The organism is Nocardioides montaniterrae, from assembly GCF_054782655.1.
Window position 1 is genome coordinate 18,076 of the sequence record NZ_BAAGSB010000002.1, and the last position, 25,032, is coordinate 43,107.

The 25,032-nt window shown below is 69.8% G+C and carries 24 protein-coding genes; 11 read left to right on the forward strand and 13 right to left on the reverse strand.

Annotated features, from left to right (window positions below):
* Positions 1–4: 4 nt before the first annotated feature.
* Together ACYVJ3_RS03485 and ACYVJ3_RS03490 are read right to left on the reverse strand one after the other, a co-directional pair.
* Positions 5–1,177 carry a Fic family protein gene (locus ACYVJ3_RS03485; protein WP_460851116.1) on the reverse strand — a complete coding sequence of 391 codons (1,173 nt, stop codon included), beginning with the start codon at positions 1,175–1,177 and terminating at the stop codon, positions 5–7.
* Between the two features lie 68 nt (positions 1,178–1,245).
* A complete protein-coding gene (locus tag ACYVJ3_RS03490) occupies positions 1,246–1,527 on the reverse strand; it encodes a tyrosine-type recombinase/integrase (protein WP_460851117.1) in 282 nt (93 codons plus the stop codon).
* A gap of 165 nt (positions 1,528–1,692) precedes the next feature.
* On the opposite strand from ACYVJ3_RS03490, the gene ACYVJ3_RS03495 reads away from it, so the two are divergent.
* Both ACYVJ3_RS03495 and ACYVJ3_RS03500 read left to right on the forward strand, forming a co-directional pair.
* Positions 1,693–1,836, forward strand: a complete 144-nt coding sequence (locus ACYVJ3_RS03495) for a hypothetical protein (protein WP_460851118.1) — start codon at positions 1,693–1,695, stop codon at positions 1,834–1,836.
* Positions 1,833–2,627 (forward strand): NYN domain-containing protein, encoded by a 795-nt coding sequence (locus ACYVJ3_RS03500; protein WP_460851119.1) that lies wholly within the window; start codon positions 1,833–1,835, stop codon positions 2,625–2,627. The genes ACYVJ3_RS03495 and ACYVJ3_RS03500 overlap by 4 nt, the downstream gene beginning before the upstream one ends.
* Before the next feature lie 291 nt (positions 2,628–2,918).
* Here the strand turns inward: ACYVJ3_RS03500 and ACYVJ3_RS03505 are convergent, their stop codons facing one another.
* From ACYVJ3_RS03505 to ACYVJ3_RS03520, 4 genes are all read right to left on the reverse strand, one after another.
* Positions 2,919–4,151: a 2-oxo acid dehydrogenase subunit E2 gene (locus tag ACYVJ3_RS03505; protein WP_460851120.1), complete on the reverse strand. Its 1,233-nt coding sequence runs from the start codon at positions 4,149–4,151 to the stop codon at positions 2,919–2,921.
* A gap of 11 nt (positions 4,152–4,162) precedes the next feature.
* On the reverse strand, positions 4,163–6,832 hold the full coding sequence (gene aceE, locus ACYVJ3_RS03510; RefSeq protein WP_460851121.1) for a pyruvate dehydrogenase (acetyl-transferring), homodimeric type: 2,670 nt from the start codon (positions 6,830–6,832) through the stop codon (positions 4,163–4,165).
* Between the two features lie 115 nt (positions 6,833–6,947).
* Positions 6,948–7,847, reverse strand: coding sequence for a LysR family transcriptional regulator (locus tag ACYVJ3_RS03515; RefSeq protein ID WP_460851122.1), 900 nt, complete (start codon positions 7,845–7,847; stop codon positions 6,948–6,950).
* Positions 7,848–7,859: 12 nt separating this feature from the next.
* Positions 7,860–8,531: a lipoyl protein ligase domain-containing protein gene (locus ACYVJ3_RS03520; protein WP_460851123.1), complete on the reverse strand. Its 672-nt coding sequence runs from the start codon at positions 8,529–8,531 to the stop codon at positions 7,860–7,862.
* Between the two features lie 86 nt (positions 8,532–8,617).
* Between ACYVJ3_RS03520 and ppgK the strand changes: the two genes are divergently transcribed.
* Positions 8,618–9,370 (forward strand): polyphosphate--glucose phosphotransferase, encoded by a 753-nt coding sequence (ppgK, locus tag ACYVJ3_RS03525; RefSeq protein ID WP_460851124.1) that lies wholly within the window; start codon positions 8,618–8,620, stop codon positions 9,368–9,370.
* Positions 9,371–9,465: 95 nt separating this feature from the next.
* Here the strand turns inward: ppgK and eda are convergent, their stop codons facing one another.
* From eda to zwf, 3 genes are read right to left on the reverse strand one after another with little or no spacing between them, the layout of a single operon-like run.
* Complete coding sequence (gene eda, locus ACYVJ3_RS03530) at positions 9,466–10,101, reverse strand: bifunctional 4-hydroxy-2-oxoglutarate aldolase/2-dehydro-3-deoxy-phosphogluconate aldolase (RefSeq protein WP_460851125.1); 636 nt, start codon at positions 10,099–10,101, stop codon at positions 9,466–9,468.
* Positions 10,098–11,927, reverse strand: a complete 1,830-nt coding sequence (edd, locus tag ACYVJ3_RS03535; RefSeq protein ID WP_460851126.1) for a phosphogluconate dehydratase — start codon at positions 11,925–11,927, stop codon at positions 10,098–10,100. The genes eda and edd overlap by 4 nt, the downstream gene beginning before the upstream one ends.
* Complete coding sequence (gene zwf, locus ACYVJ3_RS03540) at positions 11,924–13,399, reverse strand: glucose-6-phosphate dehydrogenase (RefSeq protein ID WP_460851127.1); 1,476 nt, start codon at positions 13,397–13,399, stop codon at positions 11,924–11,926. The genes edd and zwf overlap by 4 nt, the downstream gene beginning before the upstream one ends.
* A gap of 104 nt (positions 13,400–13,503) precedes the next feature.
* Between zwf and ACYVJ3_RS03545 the strand changes: the two genes are divergently transcribed.
* The 3 genes from ACYVJ3_RS03545 (at position 13,504) to ACYVJ3_RS03555 (ending at position 15,926) form a co-directional block, all read left to right on the forward strand.
* Entirely contained in the window at positions 13,504–14,694 is a 1,191-nt protein-coding gene (locus ACYVJ3_RS03545) for an ROK family protein (RefSeq protein ID WP_460851128.1), read from the forward strand.
* Between the two features lie 107 nt (positions 14,695–14,801).
* Complete coding sequence (locus ACYVJ3_RS03550; RefSeq protein WP_460851129.1) at positions 14,802–15,119, forward strand: transglycosylase family protein; 318 nt, start codon at positions 14,802–14,804, stop codon at positions 15,117–15,119.
* A gap of 78 nt (positions 15,120–15,197) precedes the next feature.
* Positions 15,198–15,926 carry a hypothetical protein gene (locus tag ACYVJ3_RS03555; protein ID WP_460851130.1) on the forward strand — a complete coding sequence of 243 codons (729 nt, stop codon included), beginning with the start codon at positions 15,198–15,200 and terminating at the stop codon, positions 15,924–15,926.
* A gap of 3 nt (positions 15,927–15,929) precedes the next feature.
* Here the strand turns inward: ACYVJ3_RS03555 and ACYVJ3_RS03560 are convergent, their stop codons facing one another.
* A complete protein-coding gene (locus tag ACYVJ3_RS03560) occupies positions 15,930–16,157 on the reverse strand; it encodes a hypothetical protein (protein ID WP_460851131.1) in 228 nt (75 codons plus the stop codon).
* Between the two features lie 84 nt (positions 16,158–16,241).
* The gene (locus ACYVJ3_RS03565) at positions 16,242–16,862 is read right to left on the reverse strand and encodes a hypothetical protein (protein ID WP_460851132.1); all 621 of its coding nucleotides are present in this window, start codon (positions 16,860–16,862) and stop codon (positions 16,242–16,244) included.
* A gap of 96 nt (positions 16,863–16,958) precedes the next feature.
* Between ACYVJ3_RS03565 and ACYVJ3_RS03570 the strand changes: the two genes are divergently transcribed.
* Complete coding sequence (locus tag ACYVJ3_RS03570; RefSeq protein WP_460851133.1) at positions 16,959–17,660, forward strand: NAD-dependent deacylase; 702 nt, start codon at positions 16,959–16,961, stop codon at positions 17,658–17,660.
* Between the two features lie 4 nt (positions 17,661–17,664).
* On the opposite strand, the gene ACYVJ3_RS03575 is transcribed toward ACYVJ3_RS03570, so the two are convergent.
* A complete protein-coding gene (locus tag ACYVJ3_RS03575; RefSeq protein ID WP_460851134.1) occupies positions 17,665–18,426 on the reverse strand; it encodes a TetR/AcrR family transcriptional regulator in 762 nt (253 codons plus the stop codon).
* A gap of 99 nt (positions 18,427–18,525) precedes the next feature.
* Between ACYVJ3_RS03575 and ACYVJ3_RS03580 the strand changes: the two genes are divergently transcribed.
* The 4 genes from ACYVJ3_RS03580 to thpR all read left to right on the forward strand — a co-directional run bounded on the left by ACYVJ3_RS03580 (position 18,526) and on the right by thpR (position 23,391).
* On the forward strand, positions 18,526–20,721 hold the full coding sequence (locus ACYVJ3_RS03580) for an MMPL family transporter (protein ID WP_460851135.1): 2,196 nt from the start codon (positions 18,526–18,528) through the stop codon (positions 20,719–20,721).
* 10 nt (positions 20,722–20,731) lie between these two features.
* Positions 20,732–21,877 carry an acyl-CoA dehydrogenase family protein gene (locus tag ACYVJ3_RS03585; protein ID WP_460851136.1) on the forward strand — a complete coding sequence of 382 codons (1,146 nt, stop codon included), beginning with the start codon at positions 20,732–20,734 and terminating at the stop codon, positions 21,875–21,877.
* 218 nt (positions 21,878–22,095) lie between these two features.
* Positions 22,096–22,812 carry a VIT1/CCC1 transporter family protein gene (locus ACYVJ3_RS03590; RefSeq protein WP_460851137.1) on the forward strand — a complete coding sequence of 239 codons (717 nt, stop codon included), beginning with the start codon at positions 22,096–22,098 and terminating at the stop codon, positions 22,810–22,812.
* Positions 22,813–23,391, forward strand: a complete 579-nt coding sequence (thpR, locus tag ACYVJ3_RS03595; protein ID WP_460851138.1) for an RNA 2',3'-cyclic phosphodiesterase — start codon at positions 22,813–22,815, stop codon at positions 23,389–23,391.
* A 201-nt stretch (positions 23,392–23,592) separates the two neighbouring features.
* Here the strand turns inward: thpR and pntB are convergent, their stop codons facing one another.
* A complete protein-coding gene (gene pntB / locus ACYVJ3_RS03600; RefSeq protein ID WP_460851139.1) occupies positions 23,593–25,032 on the reverse strand; it encodes a Re/Si-specific NAD(P)(+) transhydrogenase subunit beta in 1,440 nt (479 codons plus the stop codon).

The window sequence follows — 25,032 nt, forward strand, 5'->3', positions numbered from 1 at the left end:
AGACCTAGAAAAGCGGGTCGTCGGCTTGGTCATCCGAGGGTGGGATCTTGTACGGATCCACGATCTGTCCTCGATGCGCGGCACGAACCTCGCCATAGATTTCCCGAAGCTCAGCGCTTCCCATGTAGTAGCGCCCACGGGTCTCGCCCTTTGCCAGCAACAGGCCGGCAGATGCCAGGTTGCGGAGGTCGCGTCCGGCCGTTGCGTACTCGAGGCCGGTCGCTTCTTCGTACGCGATTCGGCGGACCCGCAGACCCAGCGCGCCGGTGTACAGAGCTTGGACGGATCGGTCGGGGAATCCACGTTCGCTCGCGAGTGCCTCCAGCTTTATCCACAACTCATCCGCCTCCTGGACGCGATGCCAGACGGTTTGAGCCTGCATGTGGTGCGCCGTCAGGTTGAAACGCACCCATGCTGTCGCATCGTTGCCCGGGTTCCACTTGCCTTGTCCGGTCTTCGCCAGCACCTCGTAGTAGTCCAGGGTGTTGCGACCCAGCCACTCCTCGATGCTGGAGAACTCCTGCCCGAGGACTTGATTGCGCGACAGCATCAGGGTCTGAAGGCACCTGGCCATCCGCCCGTTTCCGTCGCGGAACGGATGGATCATCACCAGGTTCAGATGCGCCATCGCCGCGGCGACGAAGATTGGGCAGCCCGGATCGCTGAGCAGCGCTTCTAGTTGCTCCACGAGTTCGCGCATCAGGCTCGGCACGACGTCAGGGTCTGGCCCCTCGTAGACGATCTCCTCGGTCTCGTCGTCACGCACGTAGATGGCGCCACGCCGGTAGGACCCAGGGCTCTTGTCCAGGTCGTGACCAAGCATCATGAAGTGGAGCCCCCGAAGGAGTGATTGGTCGAGGCTGAAGTCGGGATCATCAGCGAGCTGCTGCACGTACGTCATTGCGTTGCGATAGCCCGTTACCTCAAGGACGGTGCGTTGGTCGGCGGTCAGCGCCTCTTCGTCGTCCTCAAGGATGGCGAGAGCATCGTCGAGCGAGACGTCATAACCCTCGATGCTGTTCGAGCCGCGCATGGCACGCGCGCGGAGATTGCGGCGCATGAGACCTTGCCAGCGGCGAGGTCGGCCGATGAAGTGTCGGAGTCGGCTTCTGTACTGCTCGATTCCTTCGATGACCTCGCGATCACGATCGTCGAGCGTCGGGACTGCGTAGATCATGGGCTCCATGATCCAATGCAAAGATCATCTTTGCAAATGCATAGATGATTCGGATATTGCGACACGGACTACGGCGTCTCGGCAGGGCGCCTCGAGCCCATTGCTTGCGCCATCAGATCGGCGGCGGCTGCCCGCGTCCGTTCCTCCGCACTCGGCGACAGGTGGCTGTAGGTGTTCAACGTGGTTGTCGCCGACGAGTGGCCGAGCGCGCGTTGAACGGTGACGACGTCGCAGCCCGCGGCGATCAGACCGGAGGCGTAGAAGTGCCGGAGGTCGTGGAGCCGCACGTGGGGCAGTCCGGCTGAGGATCGGGTCGCTCGCCACCGCCAGTCGATGTCGTTGTCGTACATCGGGTCCTCGCCGACGGTGACAGCCAGCGGTTCGGCGACTCGTCCGGCAGGCCGGTTCCGCTGCTCACCCCGGGCTGTCCGCGCGCTGGCTTTCGTTCGTCACCGACGTCGACACCGAGACCCACCACGACGCGCAACCCCGCCCTCGTCCTCGCCGCCACCGCCATGGGCACCGTGTTCGCAGCCCAGCGTCGCGCCTCCGGGGGCATCCAGGCGCCGCTCATCACCCACCTGACCTGGTCGGCCCTGATGCTCCGCTTCCTGCCACCGCTCTTCCGGCAGAGCAGCGCCACTAGGGTCGGGGGATGACCGGACCCGAGTCGCGCGTGGCGATCTACATCGACTTCGACAACGTGGTCATCTCGCGTGCCAGCCAGGTGAAGCAGACCGGCGCATCGGCGACGGTGGCGATCGACGTGCTGCTCGACTTCGCGACGCGCTACGGCCGGCTGACGATCTCGCGGGCGTACGCCGACTGGTCGGTCAAGAAGAACGCCGACTACCGCGACCAGCTGGTGGCCCGCGCGGTCGAGCTGGTGCAGCTCTTCCCGGCCTCCAAGACCAAGAACGGCGCGGACATCCGGCTCGCCGTCGACGCCATCGAGGACCTCTACCTCCACGACGACCTCACGCACATCGTGATCGCGGCGGGTGACTCCGACTTCGTGCCGCTGGCCCAGCGCGCCCGCCGGCTCGGCCGTCTCGTCATCGGCGTGGGGGTGGCCGGCAGCATCAGCAAGACCCTCGCGAGCGCCTGTGACGTGTACGTCGACTACGACGAGCTGCTCGACGACCGACAGAAGCTCGAGGCCGAGACCGAGACCGAGGACGGCAAGCCGGCCGCCAAGGGCGAGCCTGCCCGCGCCGCCGGATCACGCCAGCCGCGTCGGCCGTACCCGCTCATCCACGAGGCGCTGCGCGGCCTCGACGCGCAGCACCCCGATCGCGAGTCGCATGCGCTCTCCGCCCTGAAGAACCAGATCCTGCGGATCGAGCCGGCCTTCAAGGAGCGCGACTACGGCGCCGCCACGTTCAGCGAGCTGCTCGGCCGCTACGGCAGCCAGGTCGAGGTCAAGGACAACCGCGTGCGGCTGCGCTGACCGCTCAGGACCCGGGCCGGCGAAGCACTGCCGTACGCCGGCTTCCACCGCCAGATCCTCGGCGGCGTGCTCGGCCACGCCGTGCGCCACCCGCCGGCCGTTCCCGATGGTGCGGCTGTGACGCAGGCCGGCTGCTGACCGGTCAAGTAACACGTCGTCCGCTCGTCTGGGGCCCCAAAAACCGCACTTCCACGTTGCTGCAACAACGTGGAAGTGCGGATTTCTTGCGGGTAGTCGGGCGGACGACGTGTTACTTGTTCCCTCCGAGACCCGCCCGAGCCCCGCCAACGCTCAGAGCACGAGCCGGCGTACGTCCTCCACGAGGGAGCCGAGGTGCCGGGTGAACCGGGCGGCGAGCGCACCGTCGATGACGCGGTGGTCGTAGGACAGGCAGAGCGGCAGCATGAGCCGGGGCTCGAAGTCCGAGCCGTTCCAGACCGGCGCCATCGTGGAGCGGACGACACCGAGGATCGCGACCTCGGGGGCGTTGACGATCGGCGTGAACGCCGTACCGCCGATGCCGCCCAGGCTCGAGATGGTGAACGTGCCGCCCTGCATGTCGGCGGCCGAGAGCTTGCCGTCGCGCGCCTTCTCCGAGAGCGAGCCGAGCTCGAGCGACAGCTCGCGGATGCCCTTGCGGTCGACGTCCTTGACGACGGGTACGACGAGGCCGTCCGGGGTGTCGACGGCGACGCCGATGTTGACGTACTCCTTGTAGACCAGGTCGTCGCCGGCCAGCGAGCTGTTCAGCTCGGGGAACGCGCGCAGCGACGACGCGGCGGCCTTGAGCAGGAACGCCAGCAGGGTGACGCGGTAGCCCTCGGTCTTCGCAACGGCGTCGAGCTCGCGGCGGTAGTCGTCCAGCGAGGTGATGTCGGCCTCGTCGTTGTGCGTCACGTGCGGGACGTTGAGCCACGAGCGGTGCAGGTGCGGGCCGGAGACCTTCTTGATCCGCGGCAGCGGGACGGTCCGGATCGGGCCGAACTTGGCGAAGTCGACCGTCGGGATCGGTGGGATGCCGCTCCCTGCGCTCGAGGCCGGCGAGACCCCCTTGTCGTAGTGCGCCAGCAGGTCCTGCTTGGTCACCCGGCCCTTGATGCCGGTGCCGGCGACCGCCGACAGCGAGACCTCCAGGTCGCGCGCGAGGCGGCGTACGAGCGGGGTCGCGCGGAGGCCTTCCTTCTCGGGTACGACGACCGCCGGCTCGGGCACCACGGCCGGCTCGGGGTCGCGAGACGGTTGCTGCGCAACCTCCTCGACCACGGGGGCGGGCTCCACCACCGGCGCCGAAGCCGAGGCCGGCTCAGCGATCGCGATGATGGAGCCCTGGCCGATCTTGTCGCCGACGGCGACGGAGATCGAGGTGATGGTGCCGTCGAACGGCGCCGGCACGTCCATGGTCGCCTTGTCGGTCTCCAGCGTGAGGATCGGGTCCTCGGCACGGACGGTGTCGCCGGGGGCGACGAGCAGCTCGATGACGGGTACGTCGACGAAGTCGCCGATGTCCGGAACTCGGATTTCCATGTCAGCAGTCCTCACGCGGTAGCCGGCGTCGGCCGGTCGGGGTCGATGCCGTACTTCTCGATCGCCTCGGCGACGACGGCGCGCTCCACGGCACCCTCGTCGGCCAGGCGCTGCAGGGCCGTGACCACCACGAAGTGGCGGTCGACCTCGAAGTGGCGGCGCAGGTTGATGCGGTAGTCGGAGCGGCCGAAGCCGTCGGTGCCGAGCGCGGTGAACGAGCCGGGGACGAACGCCCGGATCTGGTCGGCGTACGACTTGATGTAGTCGGTGGCCGCGATGACGGGTCCGCGACGGCCCTCCAGGCACGAGGCGACGTACGACGAGCGCGGCGACTCGAGCGGGTGCAGCGTGTTCCAGCGCTCGGCCTCCAGGCCGTCGCGCCGCAGCTCGGTGAAGGACGGGACGCTCCAGACGTCGGCCTCGATCCCGTGCTCGTCACGCAGGAGGTCGGCGGCCGCGATGACCTCGCGCAGGATCGTGCCCGAGCCCATCAGCTGCACCTTCGCGGCGTTCTTGCCGCGCTTGGCGGCCGCCTCGCGCAACGGGTACATGCCGCGCAGGATCCCCTCGGTGACGCCCTCCGGCATGGCCGGGTGCTCGTAGTTCTCGTTCATCAGGGTCAGGTAGTAGAAGACGTCCTCCTGCTCGACGTACATCCGTCGCATGCCGTCGGCGACGATCACCGCCAGCTCGTAGGCGTACGTCGGGTCGTAGCTGACGCAGTTGGGGATCAGCGCTGCCTGGAGGTGGCTGTGGCCGTCCTCGTGCTGGAGGCCCTCGCCGTTGAGAGTCGTCCGGCCCGCGGTGCCGCCGAGCAGGAAGCCGCGCGCCCGCATGTCGCCGGCGGCCCACGCCAGGTCGCCGATCCGCTGGAAGCCGAACATCGAGTAGTAGATGTAGAACGGGATCATCGGGGTGTTGCTCGAGGAGTACGACGTCGCCGCAGCGATCCACGACGAGAACGCGCCCGGCTCGTTGATGCCCTCCTGGAGGATCTGGCCGCTGGCGTCCTCCTTGTAGAACATCAGCTGGTCGGCGTCCTCGGGCGTGTAGGTCTGGCCGGCCTGGCTGTAGATGCCGACCTGGCGGAACAGGCCCTCCATGCCGAACGTGCGCGCCTCGTCGGGGACGATCGGGACGATCCGCTTGCCGATGTTCTTGTCGCGCAGCAGCTTGGTGAGCATCTGGACGAACGCCATCGTCGTCGAGATCGACCGGCCGTTGGACCCGGCCGTCTGGCTGGCGAAGGCCTCGATGCCGGGCACCTCGAGCGCTTCCGACGTACGTCGACGCGCCGGCAGGTAGCCGCCCAGCTCCTGCCGGCGCGCGTGCAGGTAGGAGTGCTCGGGGGAGCCCTCCTTGAAGGTGACGTACGGGTGGTCCATCAGGTTCTCGTCGGGCACCGGCACGTTGAAGCGCTCGCGGAACGCGCGCAGCGCGGGCTCGGCGACCTTCTTCGCCTGGTGCGCGACGTTCTGTGCCTCGCCCGCCTTGCCCATGCCGTAGCCCTTGACCGTCTTGGCCAGGATCACGGTCGGGCTGCCGATGTGGCGGTCCGCGGCGGCGTACGCGTTGTAGACCTTCTGCGGGTCGTGGCCGCCACGCGTGAGCCGCCAGATGTCGTCGTCGCTCCAGTCGGCGACCATCGCCCGCAGCTCCTCGGAGACGCCGAAGAAGTGCTCGCGGATGTAGGCGCCGTCCTTGGCCTTGAAGGTCTGGTACTGCCCGTCGACGCACTCCATCATCCGCCGCTTGAGGGCACCGGACGTGTCGGCCTTGAGCAGCTGGTCCCAGCCGGAGCCCCAGATCAGCTTGATCGCGTTCCAGCCGGCGCCGCGGAAGACGCCCTCGAGCTCCTGGATGATCTTGCCGTTGCCGCGGACCGGGCCGTCGAGGCGCTGCAGGTTGCAGTTGACGACGAAGACGAGGTTGTCGAGCTTCTCGCGCCCGGCCAGGGAGATGGCACCGAGCGACTCCGGCTCGTCGATCTCGCCGTCGCCCAGGAACGCCCACACCTTGCGGTTGGCGGTGTCGGCGAGGCCGCGTGCGTGGAGGTACTTCAGGAAGCGGGCCTGGTAGATCGCCATCAGCGGACCGAGGCCCATCGAGACGGTCGGGAACTGCCAGAAGTCCGGCATCAGCCAGGGGTGCGGGTAGGACGAGAGCCCGCTCTGCCCACCCTTGGCGCCGGTCTCCTGGCGGAAGCTGTCGAGCTGGGCCTCGGTCAGGCGGCCCTCGAGGAACGCCCGGGCGTAGATGCCGGGGGAGCAGTGGCCCTGGACGTAGACCAGGTCGCCGCCGTTCTCCTCGGACGGGGCGTGCCAGAAGTGCTCGAAGCCGACGTCGTAGAGGGTGGCCGCGGACTGGAAGCTGGAGAGGTGGCCACCGAGCTCGGTGGAGTCCTTGTTGGCGCGCAGCACCATCGCCATCGCGTTCCAGCGGACGGCCGAGCGGATCTTCGTCTCCAGCTCGAGGTCGCCCGGGTGCGGGACCTCCGCGTCGACCGGGATGGTGTTCACGTACGGCGTGGTGGCGACGTACGGCGCACGCGTGCCGAGGCGCTGGGCCTCGTCGATGAGCTGCTCGAGCAGGTACGTCGTACGAGCGTCGCCCTCGAACTCAAGGACGGCGGCGAGTGCGTCGCGCCATTCCTGGGTCTCGGCGGGATCGATGTCGGACATGGGTGGCCCTTCGATGTGGTGTGAGCGGTGCCACAATCGTCCGGGAAGGACGGGCCATGCGTCCAATGACAGTTATGGCTGTCATCCATGCACATGACGCATGAAATGCAAAAGGTCAGCGCGACATCCGGATCGCGATCCGCTTGGCGTTCTTGAGGGTGTGGGCCCGGAAGTGCGTCGAGGGTGCGCCGAGGCGACGGCCCTCCAGCCAGGACAGGCAGATCTCGCGGTTGGCGTCGACGTCGCTGACGCGGAGGTGAGGGGCCGCGGGCACGCCGACGCCGTGCGGCTCCGGGATCAGCGCGACGCCGAGGCCGGCCGAGACCAGGCCCCGGAGCGTCTCGACCTCCTCGCCCTCGAACCCGATCGTCGGCAGGAAGCCGGCCCGGGTGCAGAGATCCTCGGTGATCGCGCGCAGGCTGAAGCCCGGACGCAGCGCGATGAAGGTCTCCTCGGAGACGTCGCTCAGACGGACGGAGCGCCGGCCGGCGAGCCGGTGGTCCGGAGGTACGACGAGCCGCAGCGGCTCGAGCAGCAGGCGCTGGCTCGTGATCAACGGGTGCTCGGGCCGATCGCCGGTGATGGCGAGGTCGACCGCGCCATCGAGCAGGTCGGTGACCAGCCCGTCGTCACCGTGCTGGCGCAGGTCGAAGCGGACGTGGGGGCGTTCGGCGCGGAAGCCCTTGATCAGCTCGGGGACCAGCCAGGTGCCCAGCGTGTGCAGGAACGCGACGGGCACGAACCCGCCGTCCGGTGTGGCGAGGTCCTCGATCGCGCGAGCCCCACGGTCGTAGGCGTCGACGATCTCGCGCGCGTGGTCGACGAGCTCGCGGCCTGCCGGCGTGAGGACCAGCCCGCGACCGACCCGCTGGAACAGCTGCGTCCCGATCTCGCGCTCGAGTCGGGCCAGGGCGCGTGACATCGCGGGCTGCGTGCGGTGTGAGCGTTCCGCGACCTCGGTGACGGTGCTCCCGCCGGCCACGGCGAGGAATGCGCGGATCGTGTCGAGCTCCATGGATCGATGCTCTCAGGACATGGATCGGACGTCGAGGAGGTCGACGAGCGCGGTTTCGATCTGCGACAGACGTGCCCCCACGCCGGTGGCGATCTCGGCCAGGTCGCCACTCGCGCGAGCCCGCTCGTCGTCGTCCATCAGCAGCAGGTCGAGCACGGCGTCGGCGTCCCAGGACTCGTAGACGATGCACTGGAACCGCGCACCCTCGCGCGTACGTCGCTGCGAGATCCCGACGGCCTTGCGCCCGTCGACGAGCACCTCGCCCGGTCCGAGGGCCCCGAAGCAGACCAGCCGTCCCCAGTCGGTCTTCTCCAGCCCGCCCTCGTAGAGCTCGGCCCGGAGACCGGCAGCGCGCAGTGCGGCCGTCCAGGCCTCGCCCAGCCAGTAGACCGAGGCGCGCACGTCCTCGCTCCATCGTGGATCGGCCCGCGGCACCACCACGTCCACCCACAGGCAGCCCGCGGCAGGGACCCACACGGCACCGCCGCCGCTGCGTCGGCGTACGACTTCGGCGCCGAGGGCGCGGGCGGCACCGAGGTCGACGATCGACTCGTCCTGCGAGCTGCCGAGCACCAGCGCCGGCCGTGCCGGGTCGAAGAGCCAGGCCTCGGCCTCGACGAGGTCTCCGGGGATCGTCCGGGCGTGGAAGTCGCCGATCGGCTCGGTGACGCGGGTCAGGCGCATGGCCTGATCATCCATGACCGGCTTATGTATCGCAATAAAGCAAAAGTATGTACTATGACGTGCACCACTGGGAGCGAGGAGGAAGCATGTCCGTAGCGTTGGGAGTCGACGTCGGTGGCACCGGCATCAAGGCGGCGCTCGTCGAGACGACCACCGGGCAGCTGCTCTCCGAGCGGCTCCGCCGGGAGACCCCGCAGCCCGCGACGCCGGAGGGTGTGCGCGACGCCGTCGAGTCCATCGAGCGTGAGCTCGGCCCGCGCGACGTCGAGCTGGTCGGCATCGCGCTGCCCGGCGTCGTACGCAACGGTGCGCTGTGGACGGCCGCCAACCTCGATCCGTCCTGGGTCGGCACCGATCTCGGCAAGGTCTTCGACGGCATCGCCGATCACGCCGCCTTCCTCAACGACGCCGATGCCGCGGGCATCGCCGAGGCCCGCTTCGGCGCGGCCCGTGACGTCGACGGACTGGCCGTGATGGTCACCCTCGGTACCGGCATCGGCATCGCGCTGGTCCACGACGGCACCCTCATCCCCAACTGCGAGCTCGGCCACCTCAGGATCGAGGGTCGCGTGGCGGAGCACTTCGCCAGCGCCCGCGCTCGTGAGGTCCTCGACCTGTCGTGGCAGGACTGGGCGGTGGGCGTCTCGGCGTACCTCCAGGAGATCGAGCGCCTGTTCGCGCCCGAGGTCTTCGTCATCGGCGGTGGCATCACCAAGAACCCCGAGCTCTGGTTCGACCAGGTCGAGTGCGCCACCCCGCGCCGCCTCGCGACCCTGTCCAAGAACGCCGGCATCGTCGGCGCCGCACTGACCGCTGCACCCCGCCGGCGCGGTCGCTAGAGCTTCGGGCCCGGGCGGGGCCCGAGGAGAAAGTTCGGCCCGGCACCCATCGGGGTGCCGGGCCGAACGCTGGTCGGGGCAGTGCCGCGAGCCGCTCAGGCCACCGGGCTCGGGGCGGCGGAGAGGGCGGTCATCGTGGCGCGTGCGGTGGCCGTGATCGACGCCCAGTCCTTCGCGGCGACGACGGAGGCGGGCGCGAGCCAGGTGCCGCCGACGCAGGCGACGTTCGACAGCGCCAGGTAGCGCGGCGCCGACTCGAGCGTGATGCCGCCGGTCGGGCAGAAGCGGAGATCGGGCAGGGGACCCGCGATGGCGGAGAGGTACGGCGCACCGCCGGCCGCCTCTGCCGGGAAGAACTTCAGCGCGCCGAGACCCTGGGCCCGCAGGGCGAGCGCCTCGGAGATCGTCGAGCAGCCGGGCAGCAGCGCGACGCCGGTGTCCAGCATCGCCTCGAGCAGGCGCGGCGTGGTGCCGGGCGAGACGAGGAACGACGCGCCCGCGTCCACCGCGGCCTGGGCCTGGATGCCGCGCGTGATCGTGCCGGCGCCGACCACGATCTCCGGCACCTCCTCGGCGATCCGCTCGATCGAGGCGAGCGCCGTCGGCGTACGCAGCGTCACCTCGATCACGCCGACGCCGCCTTCGACGAGCGCCCGCGCGAGGGGTACGGCGGACGCGGGGTCGTCCAGGACGACGACGGGGACGACGGGGCTGATGTCCAGGATGCTCATGAGATCTCTCCGTTGAAGAAGGAAGCGCCGCGATCTGCGGAGCTGACGAGGTGGCGCATGCCCGCGAAGAGCTCGCGGCCGGTGCCGGTGACGTTGTTGTCGACGAGGTGGGCCTCCCGCGCCGACAGGTCCGCGTCCACCGACAACGTCCCCGAGGAGGCGTCGACGGTGATCACGTCGCCGTCGCGCACGCGCGACAGCGGGCCGCCGTGCGACGCCTCGGGCGTCACGTGGATGGCGGCGAGGACCTTGCCCGACGCGCCGGACATCCGGCCGTCGGTCACGATCGCGACCTTCTGACCGCGCCCCTGCAGCACACCGAGCGGCGGGGTCAGCTTGTGCAGCTCCGGCATGCCGTTGGCGGCCGGACCCTGGTGGCGGATCACGGCGACGAAGTCACCGGTCAGCGTGCCGGCCTGGAACGCGGCGATGAGGTCGTCCTGGTGGTCGAAGACCCGCGCGGGAGCCGTCACCGAACGCAGCTCGGACGGCACCGCGGACACCTTCACCACGCCGTGGCCGAGGTTCCCGCCGACGACGCGTACGCCGCCCTCCTTGTCGAACGGGTCGTCCACGGCCCGCAGGATCGAGGTGTCCAGCGAGGCGGCCGGAGCGTCGACCCAGGTCAAGGAGCCGTCGAGCAGGCGCGGCTCCTGGAGGTACGTCGAGAGCCCCGGGCCGGCGACGGTGAGGACGTCCTCGTGCAGCAGCCCGGCCGCGAGCAGCGAACGGATCGCCACCTGCAGGCCGCCCACCGCGGCGAAGTGGTTCACGTCCGCCGAGCCGTTCGGGTAGACCCGCGCGATCAGGGGCACGACCGACGACAGGTCCGACAGGTCGTCGCAGGTCAGCGTGATGCCGGCGGCCGCGGCGATGGCCGGAAGATGCAGCGTGTGGTTGGTCGAGCCGCCGGTGGCGAGCAGCGCGACGCACGCGTTGACGATCGCCTTCTCGTCGACGAGGACGCCGATGGGCGTGCTCGCCGCCTGTGCCAGCGTCGTCACCCGCGCGGCCACGGCCTCGGTGAGTGCGGTGCGCAAGGGCGTCCCCGGGTTCACGAACGAGGCGCCGGGCAGGTGCAGGCCCATCACCTCCATCAGCATCTGGTTGCTGTTCGCGGTTCCGTAGAACGTGCAGGTGCCCTGCGAGTGGTACGACGCGGCCTCGGCCTCGAGCAGCTCCTCGCGGCCGACCTTGCCCTCGGCGTACAGCCCTCGGATGCGGGACTTCTCGTCGTTGGGCAGGCCGGAGGTCATCGGGCCCGCGGGCACGAACGCGGTCGGCAGGTGACCGAACGACAGCGCGCCGATCAGCATGCCGGGCACGATCTTGTCGCAGACGCCGAGCATCAGCGCGCCGTCGAACATGTCGTGCGACAGGCCGATCGCCGTCGCCATGGCAATCACGTCGCGGCTGAACAGCGAGAGCTGCATGCCGTCGCGACCCTGCGTGATGCCGTCACACATCGCCGGCACCCCACCTGCGACCTGGGCGATGCCGCCCGCGCGCAGCACGGCCTTCTTGATGAGCGCCGGGTAGTGCTCGAAGGGCGCGTGCGCCGAGAGCATGTCGTTGTACGCCGTCACGATGGCGATGTTCGGCTTCACGAGCTGGCGCAGCTCGGCCTTGTCGGCGACGGGCGCGGAGGCGAAGCCGTGCGCGAGGTTGCCGCAGGCGAGCCGGCCGCGGGCGGGACCGCGCTGCTGGGCCTCCTGGATCTGGGCGAGGTACGCCGACCGTGACGCGGCGCTCCGCTCGACGATGCGGGCGGTGACGGCTGCGACGGTCGGGTCCAGCACCGCCGCGGGGGAAGGGGGAGTGGTCATCGGTCGGTCTCCTCGTACCAGGTACGGCCGTCGCGCTCGAGCAGAGCGGAGGCCTCGGCAGGGCCGGTCGAGCCGGCCGGGTAGGGGGCGGGTGCGGCGCCGGAGCCCGCGTGGTGGTCGATGATCGGCTCGACCCAGCGCCAGGCGGCCTCGATCTCGTCGCGGCGCATGAACAGCGTCGGCGTACCTCGCACGACGTCCATCAGCAGCCGCTCGTAGGCGTCCGGCGACGGCGCGCCGGAGGCCGCCAGGTTCAGGTCGAGCGAGACCGGGCGCGTCCGGATGCCGCCCGGGCCGGGCTCCTTGGCCAGCATCTGCAGGTGCACGCTCTCCTCGGGCTGCAGCCGCAGCACGAGCCTGTTCGGCCCCTGCGAGCCCTGGCCGTCGGGGAACATGGGGTGCGGCGCGGGCCGGAACACGATGACGATCTCGGACTCGCGCGCCGCGAGGCGCTTGCCGGTGCGCAGGTAGAACGGCACCCCGGCCCAGCGCCAGTTGCTGATCTCGGCACGCAGCGCCACGAACGTCTCCGTGCGCGACGCTCCGTTGGTCGGGACCAGCTCGTCGACGTACGCCGGAACGGCCTCGCCGTCGACCTCGCCGGCGGCGTACTGCCCGAAGACGACCGACTGCGAGACCTCGGCGCCGACGAGGGGCCTGAGCGCCTGGAGCACCTTGAGCTTCTCGTTGCGGACGGCCTCGCCGGCGACGCAGGCGGGCGGCTCCATGGCCACCAGGCAGAGGATCTGCAGGAGGTGGTTCTGGATCATGTCGCGCATCGCGCCGGAGGAGTCGTAGTAGCCGCCGCGCGACCCGACGCCGAGCGTCTCGGCGACGGTGATCTGCACGTGGTCGATGGCCCGGGCGTTCCAGAGCGGCTCGAAGATGGCGTTCGCGAAGCGCGTGACGAGCAGGTTCTGCACGCTCTCCTTGCCGAGGTAGTGGTCGATCCGGAAGATCTGCGACTCGTCGAAGACCGCGTCGACCGCGTCGTTGATCGCGCGGGCCGACTCGATGTCGGTGCCGATCGGCTTCTCCAGGACGACCCGGCTCTCCGCCGTCACCAGTCCCGCGGCCGAGAGCCGCTGGCAGATCGTCCCGAAGAGGGCTGGCCCCACGGCGAGGTAGAAGACCCGCACCTCGCGGGGCGCGTCGAGCAGCTGTGAGCGGAGCGCGTCCCAGCCGTCCGCGTCGTCGATGTCGAGGCTGACGTGCGTGAGCCGGGTGAGGAAGTGGAGCACGTCCTCGGGGTCGGGGGAGTCGACGAACTCGTGCAGGGCGCTGAGCACCTTGTCGCGGTAGCCGGCGTCGTCCAGGCCGGCGCGGGACGCCGCGACGATCCGCGAGTCGCGGGGGAGCTGACCGTCGGCCATCCGCAGGAAGAGCGCCGGCAGCAGCTTGCGGAAGGCCAGGTCGCCGGTGCCTCCGAAGATGACGATGTCGCTCGCGGCGAGCTCTGTGATCGGCGTCATGTTTCGAGAGTACAGACTTATGCGTTGAAAAGATACATAAGTCGGATCGAAACTTGGCTCGGGATGCCCGAAGTGGGGAGAGGGGCACGGCTAGGCTGCGCTCCATGGCTGGTGGAGGAACGACGTCGATCCCGACGGCCGGTGGGGTCCTGGACCTGATCCGGCGCGGCGAGGTGCGCACGCGCGGCGACGTCGCCACGGTCACCGGCCTCTCCCGTACGGCGGTCACGGCCCGCCTCTCCGCGCTGCTGCGCTCCGGTCTCGTGGTCGAGGGTGGTGAGGAGGCCCCGTCGACCGGCGGGCGCCCGCCGACCGTGCTGCGGTTCGACGCCCGCTCCGGCAGCGTCCTCGCCGTCGCGCTCGGTCGCAGCCGCACCCAGATGGCCGTCTGCGACCTGGCCGGCGACGTCCTGGCCTCGGACGAGTTCGACCACCTCGACGACGTCGGACCCGACGAGATGTTCACCCGCGTGCGCGTCGCCCTCAAGAAGCTGATGAAGCAGGCGGGCGTCACGGCCGGCTCGGTCCGGGGCGTCGGGCTCAGCCTGCCCGGCACGGTCGACCCCGCGACCGCGACCTGCGTCTCCGCGCCGGTCCTGCGCGGCTGGGACGGCGTGGCCCTGGCCCCCTACTTCGCCGATCTCGATCCTGCGGTCGTCCACGTCGAGAACGACGTCAAGGCGCTCGCCCTCTCCGAGGTGCACGGCCACCTGCGCCAGCATGCCGATCTCGTGGTGCTGAAGGCCTCGACCGGTCTCGGCTGCGCGGTCTTCGCCGACGGGCGCCTGGTCCGTGGTGCCAAGGGGGCGGCCGGCGAGATCGGCCACACCCGTAGCGCCGCGGCCGAGGGTCGTGTGTGCCGCTGCGGCGAGATCGGCTGCGTCGAGGCGGTCGCCGGCGGATGGGCGATGGTCCAGGACTCCGCCGCCGACGGCGTCGAGCTGGCCCACGTTCGGGACCTCGTGGCCCGCGCGCTCGACGGCGACGCACCCGCCCGCCGTCGCATCCGTGAGAGCGGCCGTCGCGTCGGTGAGGTGATGGCCGGTGTCGTCAACCTGCTCAACCCGGGCGCCATCGTGGTCGGTGGCGACGTCGCGGCGGCGTACGACGTCTTCGTCGCCGGCCTGCGCGAGACGCTGTACGCCGGCGCTGCCGCCGGCGCCTCCAACGACCTGCTGATCCTGCCCTCGACCCACGGCGCGGACGCCGCGCTGGTGGGCTGCGCACAGCTCGCGATCGCCGACGTCCTCAGTGTCGCGGCCATCGACCGGATGCTCGCCAGCGCCGATTCCTGAGCGTCGAAGGGGCCGGGTTACGGCCGGATCGCTGCGACGCTCGCCACCCCGTGAATGCGACCTGGGACATAGTGCGGGGCCCGATCGGCACGTAGCGTCCCATGCCCATGCGCACCATTCTCGGGATCCTTGTGACGTCCATCTTCGCCACCGTGATGGCGATCGCCCCCTCGGCCGACGCCGCGACCACGCGTCAGTGGTACCGCGTCGCCAACTGCGAGTCGAGCCTCCGCTGGCACATCAACACCGGCAACGGCTACTACGGCGGCCTGCAGATCTCCGACCCGACCTGGCGGGCGTACGGCGGCCGCACCTACTCGCGGCACGCCTCCGGCACCGGCCACTGGCACCAGATCCGCATCGCCAAGCGGATCCTGCACGGCCAGGGCAAGGGCGCCTGGGGCTACTGCGGCCGCTTCCTCTGATCGCCCGCCTGATCCGCCGCCCTGCCGAGTCCGCAGGATTCGGGGCGGTGGGTCCGCTCGCTGTGGTCGAATGCGGCCATGCGCCGTACGCCGCTCCTCGCCGGGTCAGTCGTCCTCGTCCTCTCGCTGACCGCCTGCGGAGGCGGTGACGCCAAGCCCGACGGCGGCGCGGCTGCCGCGGCGGCGTACGCCAAGACGCCGCCGAAGCAGATCGAGAAGGACGCCAAGGCGGCGTTCGAGAAGCTCACCTCGGTCCACCTGAGCGGCAAGTTTCGCAAGGACGGCGGGTTGATGTCGATCGACGTCGACGTCGCCACGTCCGGTGACTGCAAGGGCACCATCGCCATGCCCGGCAGCGGTAGCTTCGAGCTGCGCCAGGTCGACGGCGTCTCCTACTTCAAGGGCGACGACACGTTCTGGAAGGCGGCCGCCGGCGCCCACGCTGCCGAGGTGCAGGCCGTGATCAACGGCCGCTGGGTCACTGACAGCGCCGACCCGAACGGCTTCGGCGCGTTGTGCGACCTCGACAACCTGCGCAAGGGCATGGGCGACACCAAGGACAAGAACGGCCCCGGCGTGGTGGTGGGCACGGGTTCGATCGACGGGATCGCCACCGTCAAGATCCGTGCCAAGGATGATCAGGACGGTGCCCTGGAGACGGTCCAGGTGCAGGGCGAGACGCCGCACAACCTGGTTCGCGTCGATCGCCCGAAGGGCGAGTTCATGCAGCTCACCGACTTCAACGAGCCGGTCGAGGTCACCGCCCCGCCGAAGAGCGACGTCTTCGACAAGTCGGCGAACGGCTGAGGCCTACCGGTTTCCCGCGGCCCAGTGGGCGATGCCGATCAGCGCCGCGCCCTTGACCACCAGGTAGACCACCGCGACCGCTAGTCCCGCGAGACGGGCGCGGTGGCGTCGCCGGACCGGCGGGTACTTCGCCTCGGCCGGCGGGGCGTACGCCGAGTACGGCTGGTCGCCGTACGTCGGCGTCGGCTGGGGCCGGGCGTCATCGGACGGCGGCGGGGGCGAGCCGGTCATGGTCCTACCTCGGTGTCTTTCGTCGTGTCGCCCCGTCGAGGACCGAGTTCCCCGACGGGGCGGTGTCTGCGTGCTGCGGTGTACCTAGCTGCAGCTGATCTGATCGATCAGCCACTTGCCACTGGTCTCGGTGACGTGGAAGTGCACGTCAGTGGAGGCGCCGGTGATGTCGACCGTCACGTCAGCCGTGGTGTCCGAGGTCTTCTTGGCCTTCGGGATCTTGAACGTCGTCGCCGACTTCATGACCGACGCGCAGGCCGGGTCGATGTGCTTCTCGAGGCCGGGCGCCACGTAGGGAGCGGCTTCCGCCTCGGTGTCGGCCTTGAGGAACGACCGCACCGAGTCCTCCGCCTCGTCCGCACGGTGTTCGGCGCCGTGGAACAGTGCCGACCCGATGCCGAAGACGGCGCCGAACTTGAGGAGGATGACGATGATCGCGGCTCCGATGCCGCCGATGATCCGGAGCTTCGACTTGCCGCTCTTCGCGGCCGGCGGGGGCGTGTACTGCTCCGACCCGAAGGGCTGGGCTCCCGGAGGCGGGCCCTGCGGCGCGGAGCCCGGCGGCGGGGTCGTGGGAGCGGCGTACGACGGCGGCGTGGGGGCGGCGTACGGCGAAGCGGGCGGGACGCTGCCGAAGCTCGGCGGCGGAGGAGGAGTTGCGCCCGGCTCGGGCGTCCCGGCGGGCGGGAGGGGCGGCTGCGTCATGGTGGACCTCTCGGATTCAAGAATGCTGCGGAGGACCTACCCCCGTCGGTTGTGTTCGAACCCTAGGCCAGCCGCGACCCGCGGTAGCCTCCGTGCGTGACCCGTGTCGTCGTCCTGACCGGTGCCGGCATCTCTGCGGAGTCGGGGGTGCCGACCTTCCGCGACTCCGACGGCTTGTGGGAGGGGCACCACGTCGAGGACGTGGCGACGCCCGAGGGCTTCGAGCGCGACCCCGAGCTGGTGCAGCGGTTCTACGACGAGCGTCGTGCCGCGCTGACCCTGGTCGAGCCGAACGCCGCGCACCATGCACTCGCCCGCCTGCAGAAGGTCCTCGACGACGACTTCGTCCTGGTCACCCAGAACATCGACGACCTGCACGAGCGGGCCGGCTCGGTCGACGTGATCCACATGCACGGTGAGGCCAAACGCGCGTGGTGCACCGAGTGCGACGTGCACTACCCCTGGCACGGCACGCTCGTCGACCAGCCGGCGTGTCCCGGCTGCGGCGCCCGCTCGCTGCGTCCCGACGTGGTGTGGTTCGGCGAGATGCCCTACGCGATGGACCGCATCTCGATCGAGCTCGCCCGCGCCGACCTGTTCGTCTCTATCGGCACCTCCGGCGCGGTCTACCCGGCAGCTGGCTTCGTGCAGCAGGCCCGCAAGTACGGCGCCCGCGCCCTCGAGCTCAACCTCGTGCCCAGCGAGGGCAGTGTCTTCTTCACCGAGGCCCGGCACGGCCGTGCCAGTGACCTGGTGCCCGCCTGGGTGGACGAGCTGGTCGGGCCCGCCGAGGCTTGAGGGCTCAGCTGCGGGCCAGCTCCTCGTCCAGGAGCCTGGTCAGCCGGTCCCGCTCGCCGTCCAGCCCGAGAGGCTCGAGCCAGTCGAGCAGGGTGGCGCGGAAGAGCTGGCCGCTGCCGATCACGCGCGGGTCGCAGTGGCCGGTCGACTCGAGCGTGACGGCGCCGTACAGAGCGGTCCACGACCGCATGTAGATCCACAGCAGGCCGCGGTCCTCGGTCGGTATCTGCTCGACGGTGGCCGGGATGAGGGGGTCGAGCACGGCCTCGCGGACGACCGGGTCGAGCTCGTCGAGGGTGGGGAACGGGAAGTCGTAGATCTCCCAGATCCGGTAGAGCAGGTCGGTGAAGTAGTTGCCCGACGTCGAGACGGTGAGCAGCTCGCGGCGTTCGAGGTCGCCGGCCGCGATCGGGTTGGCGAAGACCAGCCGGAACTCCGCGGGCTTGGCGAGCGCCCAGCGCCGGAACGCGCAGCAGGCCACGGTCAGGCGCGCCGCGGGGTCGTTCTCCGGGAACCGCTCGGCCTCCGCCCGCCATTCCTCGGTCGCGGCGCGGTCCAGCTGGAAGGCGACGAGGTCGACCAGCTCCTGGTAGCTCGCCACGTAGCGGTAGAGCGCCGGAGCGGTCATCCCCATCTTCGCGGCGACGGCGCGCAGCGAGAGGTCGGCGCTCTCGGCGAGCAGCTCGGCGGAGGCGCGCACGATCTCGTCGTACGTCGCCTCGCGCTGGCGCTCACGTCGCGTCGGCTGGTCGCGGAGGAGGGGCATGGACGGAACGTTAACACTTGACGACGAAAGTTAACGGTGTTTACAGTTAATGACGTTAACGGAGCTGATGCTCCTTCACTGGGCGGAACGGGAGTCGACATGATCGAGCGTTGGGGTGCCCTGGTCGTACGCCGGGCGGTGGCGATCCTGCTGGTCGCGATGGCCCTGACCGCAGGCGCGGTCGTCGCCGGGATCGGTCTTGAGGACAAGCTGTCCTCCGGTGGGTTCGACGACCCGTCCAGTCAGTCCGCGCACGAGCTGGATCTCGAGCGGTCGACCTTCGGGAACCGCTCGATCGACGTGATCGCGATCTTCACTGACGAGGACGCGACCGCCACCGACAGGGCCTTCCGGTCCGCGGTCGAGGCGACGCTCGGCCGGATCCCGGCCGATGACGTCACCTCCGTCGCCAGCTTCTACGACACCCATGATCCGTCGATGGTGAGCAAGGACGGTCACGCGACCGCCGTCTACATCTCGCTCGCCGGCACGACGCAGAACGAGTTCATGGACTCCTTCGACGCGATCCGCCCGACGCTCACCCACAGCGCGGTCGACGTCGACCTGGCCGGCCCCTACGCCGTCTACAACGACGTGAACGCCCAGACCAAGACCGACCTCGCCCGCGCCGAGCTGATCTCGGCGCCGTTCGTCCTGCTGCTCTCGCTGATCATCTTCCGCAGCGTGATCGCCGCCCTGATGCCGCTGCTGGTCGGGGTCGTGGCGGTGATGGGCGCGCGCGCCGTGATCGCCGGCCTGAACAGCCTGACCGAGGTCTCCATCTTCGCGCCGAACATCATCACGCTGATCGGTCTGGGCCTGGCGATCGACTACGCCCTGTTCGTGGTCTCGCGGTTCCGCGAGGAGATCGCACGCACCCCGGACGACACCAACGCCGCCCTCCTGCGGACCATGTCGACCGCCGGCCGAACCGTCATGTTCTCCGCCCTCACGGTCGCCGCATCCATGAGCTCGCTGCTGGTCTTCCCGCAGAACTTCCTCAAGTCGATCGGGTACGGCGGCATCGCCGCCGTCCTGGTCGCCATGCTCGCCGCCCTCACGGTCCTGCCCGCGACGCTCGCCCTGCTCGGCAAGCGCATCGACGCGCTGCGCCTGCCGTTCGTGCAGCGCGGTTCGACCGTCGACCCGGAGCACGGCGCGTGGGCCCGGCTCGGCCACGCCGTGATGCGCCGTCCAGTCGTCGTCGCGGTCGCCGTCGTCGCGATCCTGCTCGCCGTCGCGGGCCCGTTCCTCGGCGTCCGCTGGGGCAGCGTCGACTACCGCGTCCTGCCCGCGAGCTCCTCGGCCCACCAGGCCAGCGAGCGCCTCAACCACGAGTTCGGCTCCGAGCGCTCCACCGCCAACGTCCTGGTCCGTGGCGCCTCGCCGACCGCCATCACCACCTACGAACACGCCCTGCGCCGGGTGGCCGGCGTGGTCGACGTACGTCCCGTGGACGCCAAGGGCGACACCACGCTCCTCCGGGCGGCCTGGAAGGGCAACACCCAGACCGGCGCCTCGCAGCGGGTCCTCCAGCACCTCCGGTCCGTCGAGGTCCCCGCGGGTGCGAGCTCGCAGATCGGCGGTCCGACCGCCGAGACCGTCGACCTGGCGGCCTCGGTCAAGCACCACCTGCCGATCATGGGCGGGATCGTCGTGCTGGTGATGCTGGTGCTGCTCTTCATCGCCTTCGGCTCGGTCGTGCTGCCGCTCAAGGCGGTGGTGATGAACGCCTTCTCGATCACCGCCGCGTTCGGCGTCGTCACCTGGATCTTCAGCGACGGCCACCTGTCCGGCCTGCTCGGGTTCACTCCTGCTGGCTTCCTCGACATGACCAACCCGATCGTGATGCTGGCGGTGCTGTTCGGCCTCTCGATGGACTACGAGGTCTTCCTGCTCAGCCGCATCCGCGAGGAGTGGGACGCGACGGCCGGCAGCGGCCTGAGCGACCACGATCGCAACACCCGCGCGGTGGCAACCGGCCTGCAGAAGTCCGGCCGGATCATCACCAGCGCGGCGCTGCTGCTGGCGGTCGTCATCGGTGCCTTCAGCGTCAGCGGCGTGGTGTTCATGAAGATGATGGGCGTCGGCATGCTCGTCGCGGTGCTGGTCGACGCCACCATCGTCCGCGCCCTCCTCGTCCCGGCGACCATGCGGCTGCTCGGCGGTCTGAACTGGTGGGCACCCGGCCCGCTGCGCCGCTGGTGGGACCGTCACGGCTTCCGTGAGGAGGCTCCGTCCGGCGTGGCGGATGCCTCGTCTCCGGCGTACGTCGACGCGGCTACTGGCCGGTAGAGTGCGCCGCATGAAGCGCGACATCTACAACGAGGATCACGAGGACTTCCGCTCTGCGGTGAGGTCGTGGCTCGAGCGGGACGTGATCCCGAACAGCGAGCAGTACATCCAGGACAAGGCGCTGCCGCGCGAGTTCTGGCTCAAGGCCGGCGAGAACGGCTTCCTCGGGCTGGCGATCCCCGAGGAGTACGGCGGCGCGGGCGTCGACGACTTCAAGTTCAACGCGGTCCTGGCCGAGGAGATGGCCAAGGTCAACGCGGCGCTCCCGACCTGCGTCGGCATCCACTCCGACATCACCGCGCCGTACCTCGTCGAGCTCGGCACCGAGGAGCAGAAGCAGAAGTACCTGCCCAAGGTCGCCTCGGGTGAGTGCCTGCTCGCCATCGGCATGACCGAGCCCTCCGGCGGCTCCGACCTCGCCGCGCTGAAGACCACCGCCGTCCGCGACGGCGACGAGTGGGTCATCAACGGCTCCAAGACCTTCATCACCAACGGCTTCTCCTGCGACCTGGTCATCACGGCCGTGCGCACCGCGCCGGAGCTGGGCCCCAAGGGCATCACGCTCTTCGCGATCCCGGCCGACGCCCCGGGCTTCTCGCGTGGCCGCAAGCTCGACAAGGTCGGCATGGAGGAGTCGGACACCGCCGAGCTCTTCTTCGAGAACGTCCGCCTGACCGACGCCGACATCGTCGGCGAGCTCAACAAGGGCTTCATCCACATGATGGTCAAGCTCGCCCAGGAGCGCATCGCCTGTGCGGTCGCGAACACCGCGCACGCCAAGCAGATCCTGGCCGAGACCATCGAGTACGCCCACACCCGGCAGGCCTTCGGCCAGCCGATCGGCAAGTTCCAGCACCTCAAGTTCTGGATGGCCGAGCTGACCACGCAGATCGAGGTCTGCGAGGCGTACATGGACAAGTGCGTCGAGGCGCACACCAAGGGCGAGCTCACCGCCGTCGACGCCGCGAAGGCCAAGTGGTGGTCCTCGCAGGCGCAGGGCGAGGTCCTCGACGCGTGCGTCCAGATCCACGGCGGCTACGGCTTCATGAACGAGTACCGCGTGGCGCGTGCCTGGCGCGACGCCCGCGTCACGAAGATCTGGGCCGGCTCCAACGAGATCATGAAGGAGCTCATCGGCCGCGAACTGGGCTTCTAGCACGCAGTGCGCTGCGTTGCAGCGCCTCGACGGCCCGCTCCGCTCAAAGGCCGCCTTCGGCGCTGCGCCTTGCGCAGCACGCACTAGAAACCCAGTTGCGCTCGGCTTCTGGGATCCGACATCAGCGCCCCTTCCGTCGTACGGCGGAGGGGGCGCTGTCGCATTTGCGCAGGCTCACCTTCGTTGCGACCGCGGTGGGCGGCGACAACGATGGAGTCATGACTGCTGCCGACGAGATGGTCCACGAGCACGGCGACACCGAGGGCCTGGGGAACAAGCTCAACTGGCTGCGTGCCGGCGTGCTCGGCGCCAACGACGGCATCGTGTCGGTCGCGGGCATCGTGATGGGTGTCGCCGGCGCGACCACCGACCACTCCTCGATCCTGATCGCCGGCATCGCCGCCCTGGTGGCGGGTGCGCTGTCGATGGCGGCGGGGGAGTACGTCTCGGTCTCCACGCAGCGCGATGCCGAGGTGGCCATCATCGAGGCCGAGCGGCACGACCTGGCGCGGATGCCCGACGAGGAGCTCGACCACCTCACCGAGATCCTCCAGGGCAAGGGACTCTCCCACGACGTCGCTCGATCGGCCGCGCAGGAGCTGACCGACCACGACGTCCTCCGCGCGCACGCGGAGTTCGAGTTCGGCCTGGACATCGACGACGTCACGAACCCGTGGAACGCCGCCCTCGCCTCGATGGTCTCCTTCACCGTCGGCGGCCTGCTGCCGCTGCTCACGATCCTGCTGCCCGACCCGCAGCGCTTCTACGTGACGGCCGTCGCCGTGGCGCTCGCGTTGGCGATCACCGGTTGGGGCTCGGCCAAGCTCGGTGGCGCCCGCCCGATGCCTGCGGTGATGCGCAACGTCCTCGGCGGCGTCTTCGCCATGGGCGTGACCCTCCTGATCGGTCACCTGCTGGGCACTAGGGTCGGGTGAGTGGGAGCGCGCATCTTCGCGGCGATCGTGCCGCCCGACGACGTGATCGAGCACCTCGACGACTTCCTCGAGGTGAGACGTGAGGCAGAGCCGGCGTACCGCTGGACGCCGGCGGGCCAGCTCCACCTCACGCTGGCCTTCATGGAGTCGGTCGAGGAGCGGCGCATCGACGACTACGTCGACCGGCTGGCCGACGGCGTGGCCCGGACCCCGGTCCCCGAGATCGCCCTCGCCGGTCCGGTCACCTTCCCGAACCCTGCGCAGGCCCGCGTGCTCGGTGTGGGTGTCTCGTCGGTCAGCGACCACGCCGACGTCGTGCTGGAGCGTCTCGCGGGCCGCGCACGCAACGCGGCCGTGGTGTCCGGGATCGAGGTCGACGGTGCGCGGTTCAAGCCGCACTGCACCATCGCCCGCCTGCGCCGCCCGACCGAGGTGACCCGGTGGGTCCGCCTGCTCGAGACGTACGCCGGCCCGTCGTGGCCGGTCTACGAGATCGCGATCATCGCCTCACACCTCGGTGAGGGCGCCCACGGCGGACCGCGCTACGAGACCCTCGCCGAGGTTGTGCTGGGCGGCTGAGCGGCCCGAGTAACACGTTGTTCGCCCGTCCTCCACGTTGGTGGAGGCTCTTCCACGCTGTCGTGACGGCGTGGAAGTGTGGAAAGCGGGGCGGTAGACGTGCGAACGACGTGTTACTTGTTCGGTTCGCCCCGGCCCGGCCCGAGGACCACGAACGCCCCGCAGCCGAGGCTGCGGGGCGTCCGTCGTACGAGCTGAGCGTCAGCCCAGGGCGCGGACGATGTCCTCGACCCGGTCCTTCGCGTCGCCGAACAGCATCTGGCTGTTGTCACGGAAGAACAGCGGGTTCTGGACACCGGCGTAGCCGGTGGCCATGGAGCGCTTGAACACGATGACGTCCTTGGCGTTCCAGACCTCGAGGACCGGCATGCCGGCGATCGGGGAGGAGGGGTCCTCGGCCGCGGCCGGGTTGACGGTGTCGTTGGCGCCGATGACGAGGACGACGTCGGTCTCGGGGAAGTCCTCGTTGATCTCGTCCATCTCGAGGACGATGTCGTAGGGGACCTTGGCCTCGGCCAGCAGCACGTTCATGTGACCGGGCAGGCGACCTGCGACGGGGTGGATGCCGAAGCGTACGTCGACGCCCTTGGCGCGCAGCTTGGCCGTCATGTCGGCGACCGGGTACTGCGCCTGCGCGACGGCCATGCCGTAGCCGGGGGTGATGATGACCGACTTGGCGTTGGCCAGCAGGTCGGCGGCGCCCTCGGCGTCGATCTCGCGGTGCTCGCCGTAGTCGACGGCCTCACCGGAGGGCGCCTCGATGCCGAAGCCACCGGCGATGACCGAGATGAAGGAGCGGTTCATCGCCTTGCACATGATGTAGGACAGGTAGGCACCGGAGGAGCCGACGAGGGCACCGGTGATGATCAACAGGTCGTTGTTGAGCAGGAAGCCCGACGCGGCCGCGGCCCAACCGGAGTACGAGTTGAGCATCGAGACGACGACCGGCATGTCACCGCCGCCGATGGAGGCGACCAGGTGCCAGCCCAGGAACAGCGCGAGCACGGTGATGATCGCGAGCAGGATCTTCTGGCCGCTGTCGGAGTCGGTGCCGACGTACAGGCCGGTCAGGACCGCGAACGCGATCAGCGAGCCGAGGTTGATGAAGTTCTTGCCCGGCAGCATCATCGGCGCGGACTTCATCCGGGCCGACAGCTTCAGGTTGGCCACGATCGAGCCGGTGAAGGTCACCGCACCGATGAAGATGCCGATCGCGACCTCGGCCTCGTGGATGTTCGCCAGCGCACCGAGGTCGGCGATCTTGGTGCCGACCGTGGGGACGTAGCCCTCGAGGTGGCCGTTCCAGCCGATGAGCACGGCGGCCAGACCCACGAACGAGTGCAGCATCGCGATGAGCTCGGGCATGCCGGTCATCTCGACGATCTTGGCGCGCCACAGGCCGATCGCACCGCCGATGACGACCGCGCCGATCATCAGCGCGATGGCGATGCCGCGGTTGTCGTGGTGCTGGCTGTCGTCGATGACCCGGGCGATGGTCGCGGCCAGGGCGACGCCCATGCCGACCATGCCGTAGGTCAGGCCGCTCTTGGCCGACTCGTGCTTGGACAGGCCTGCCAGCGAGAGGATGAACAGCAGGGAGGCGACGATGTACGCCGCGGTGGAGATGGTGCCGATATCCAT

Bases quoted from the DNA above. Each gene is read 5' to 3' on its own strand.
- ACYVJ3_RS03485 (WP_460851116.1), bottom strand. From the start codon at position 1,177: ATGATCTACGCAGTCCCGACGCTCGACGATCGTGATCGCGAGGTCATC.
- ACYVJ3_RS03490 (WP_460851117.1), bottom strand. From the start codon at position 1,527: ATGTACGACAACGACATCGACTGGCGGTGGCGAGCGACCCGATCCTCA.
- ACYVJ3_RS03495 (WP_460851118.1), top strand. From the start codon at position 1,693: ATGGGCACCGTGTTCGCAGCCCAGCGTCGCGCCTCCGGGGGCATCCAG.
- ACYVJ3_RS03500 (WP_460851119.1), top strand. From the start codon at position 1,833: ATGACCGGACCCGAGTCGCGCGTGGCGATCTACATCGACTTCGACAAC.
- ACYVJ3_RS03505 (WP_460851120.1), bottom strand. From the start codon at position 4,151: ATGGAAATCCGAGTTCCGGACATCGGCGACTTCGTCGACGTACCCGTC.
- aceE (WP_460851121.1), bottom strand. From the start codon at position 6,832: ATGTCCGACATCGATCCCGCCGAGACCCAGGAATGGCGCGACGCACTC.
- ACYVJ3_RS03515 (WP_460851122.1), bottom strand. From the start codon at position 7,847: ATGGAGCTCGACACGATCCGCGCATTCCTCGCCGTGGCCGGCGGGAGC.
- ACYVJ3_RS03520 (WP_460851123.1), bottom strand. From the start codon at position 8,531: ATGCGCCTGACCCGCGTCACCGAGCCGATCGGCGACTTCCACGCCCGG.
- ppgK (WP_460851124.1), top strand. From the start codon at position 8,618: ATGTCCGTAGCGTTGGGAGTCGACGTCGGTGGCACCGGCATCAAGGCG.
- eda (WP_460851125.1), bottom strand. From the start codon at position 10,101: ATGAGCATCCTGGACATCAGCCCCGTCGTCCCCGTCGTCGTCCTGGAC.
- edd (WP_460851126.1), bottom strand. From the start codon at position 11,927: ATGACCACTCCCCCTTCCCCCGCGGCGGTGCTGGACCCGACCGTCGCA.
- zwf (WP_460851127.1), bottom strand. From the start codon at position 13,399: ATGACGCCGATCACAGAGCTCGCCGCGAGCGACATCGTCATCTTCGGA.
- ACYVJ3_RS03545 (WP_460851128.1), top strand. From the start codon at position 13,504: ATGGCTGGTGGAGGAACGACGTCGATCCCGACGGCCGGTGGGGTCCTG.
- ACYVJ3_RS03550 (WP_460851129.1), top strand. From the start codon at position 14,802: ATGCGCACCATTCTCGGGATCCTTGTGACGTCCATCTTCGCCACCGTG.
- ACYVJ3_RS03555 (WP_460851130.1), top strand. From the start codon at position 15,198: ATGCGCCGTACGCCGCTCCTCGCCGGGTCAGTCGTCCTCGTCCTCTCG.
- ACYVJ3_RS03560 (WP_460851131.1), bottom strand. From the start codon at position 16,157: ATGACCGGCTCGCCCCCGCCGCCGTCCGATGACGCCCGGCCCCAGCCG.
- ACYVJ3_RS03565 (WP_460851132.1), bottom strand. From the start codon at position 16,862: ATGACGCAGCCGCCCCTCCCGCCCGCCGGGACGCCCGAGCCGGGCGCA.
- ACYVJ3_RS03575 (WP_460851134.1), bottom strand. From the start codon at position 18,426: ATGCCCCTCCTCCGCGACCAGCCGACGCGACGTGAGCGCCAGCGCGAG.
- ACYVJ3_RS03580 (WP_460851135.1), top strand. From the start codon at position 18,526: ATGATCGAGCGTTGGGGTGCCCTGGTCGTACGCCGGGCGGTGGCGATC.
- ACYVJ3_RS03585 (WP_460851136.1), top strand. From the start codon at position 20,732: ATGAAGCGCGACATCTACAACGAGGATCACGAGGACTTCCGCTCTGCG.
- ACYVJ3_RS03590 (WP_460851137.1), top strand. From the start codon at position 22,096: ATGACTGCTGCCGACGAGATGGTCCACGAGCACGGCGACACCGAGGGC.
- pntB (WP_460851139.1), bottom strand. From the start codon at position 25,032: ATGGATATCGGCACCATCTCCACCGCGGCGTACATCGTCGCCTCCCTG.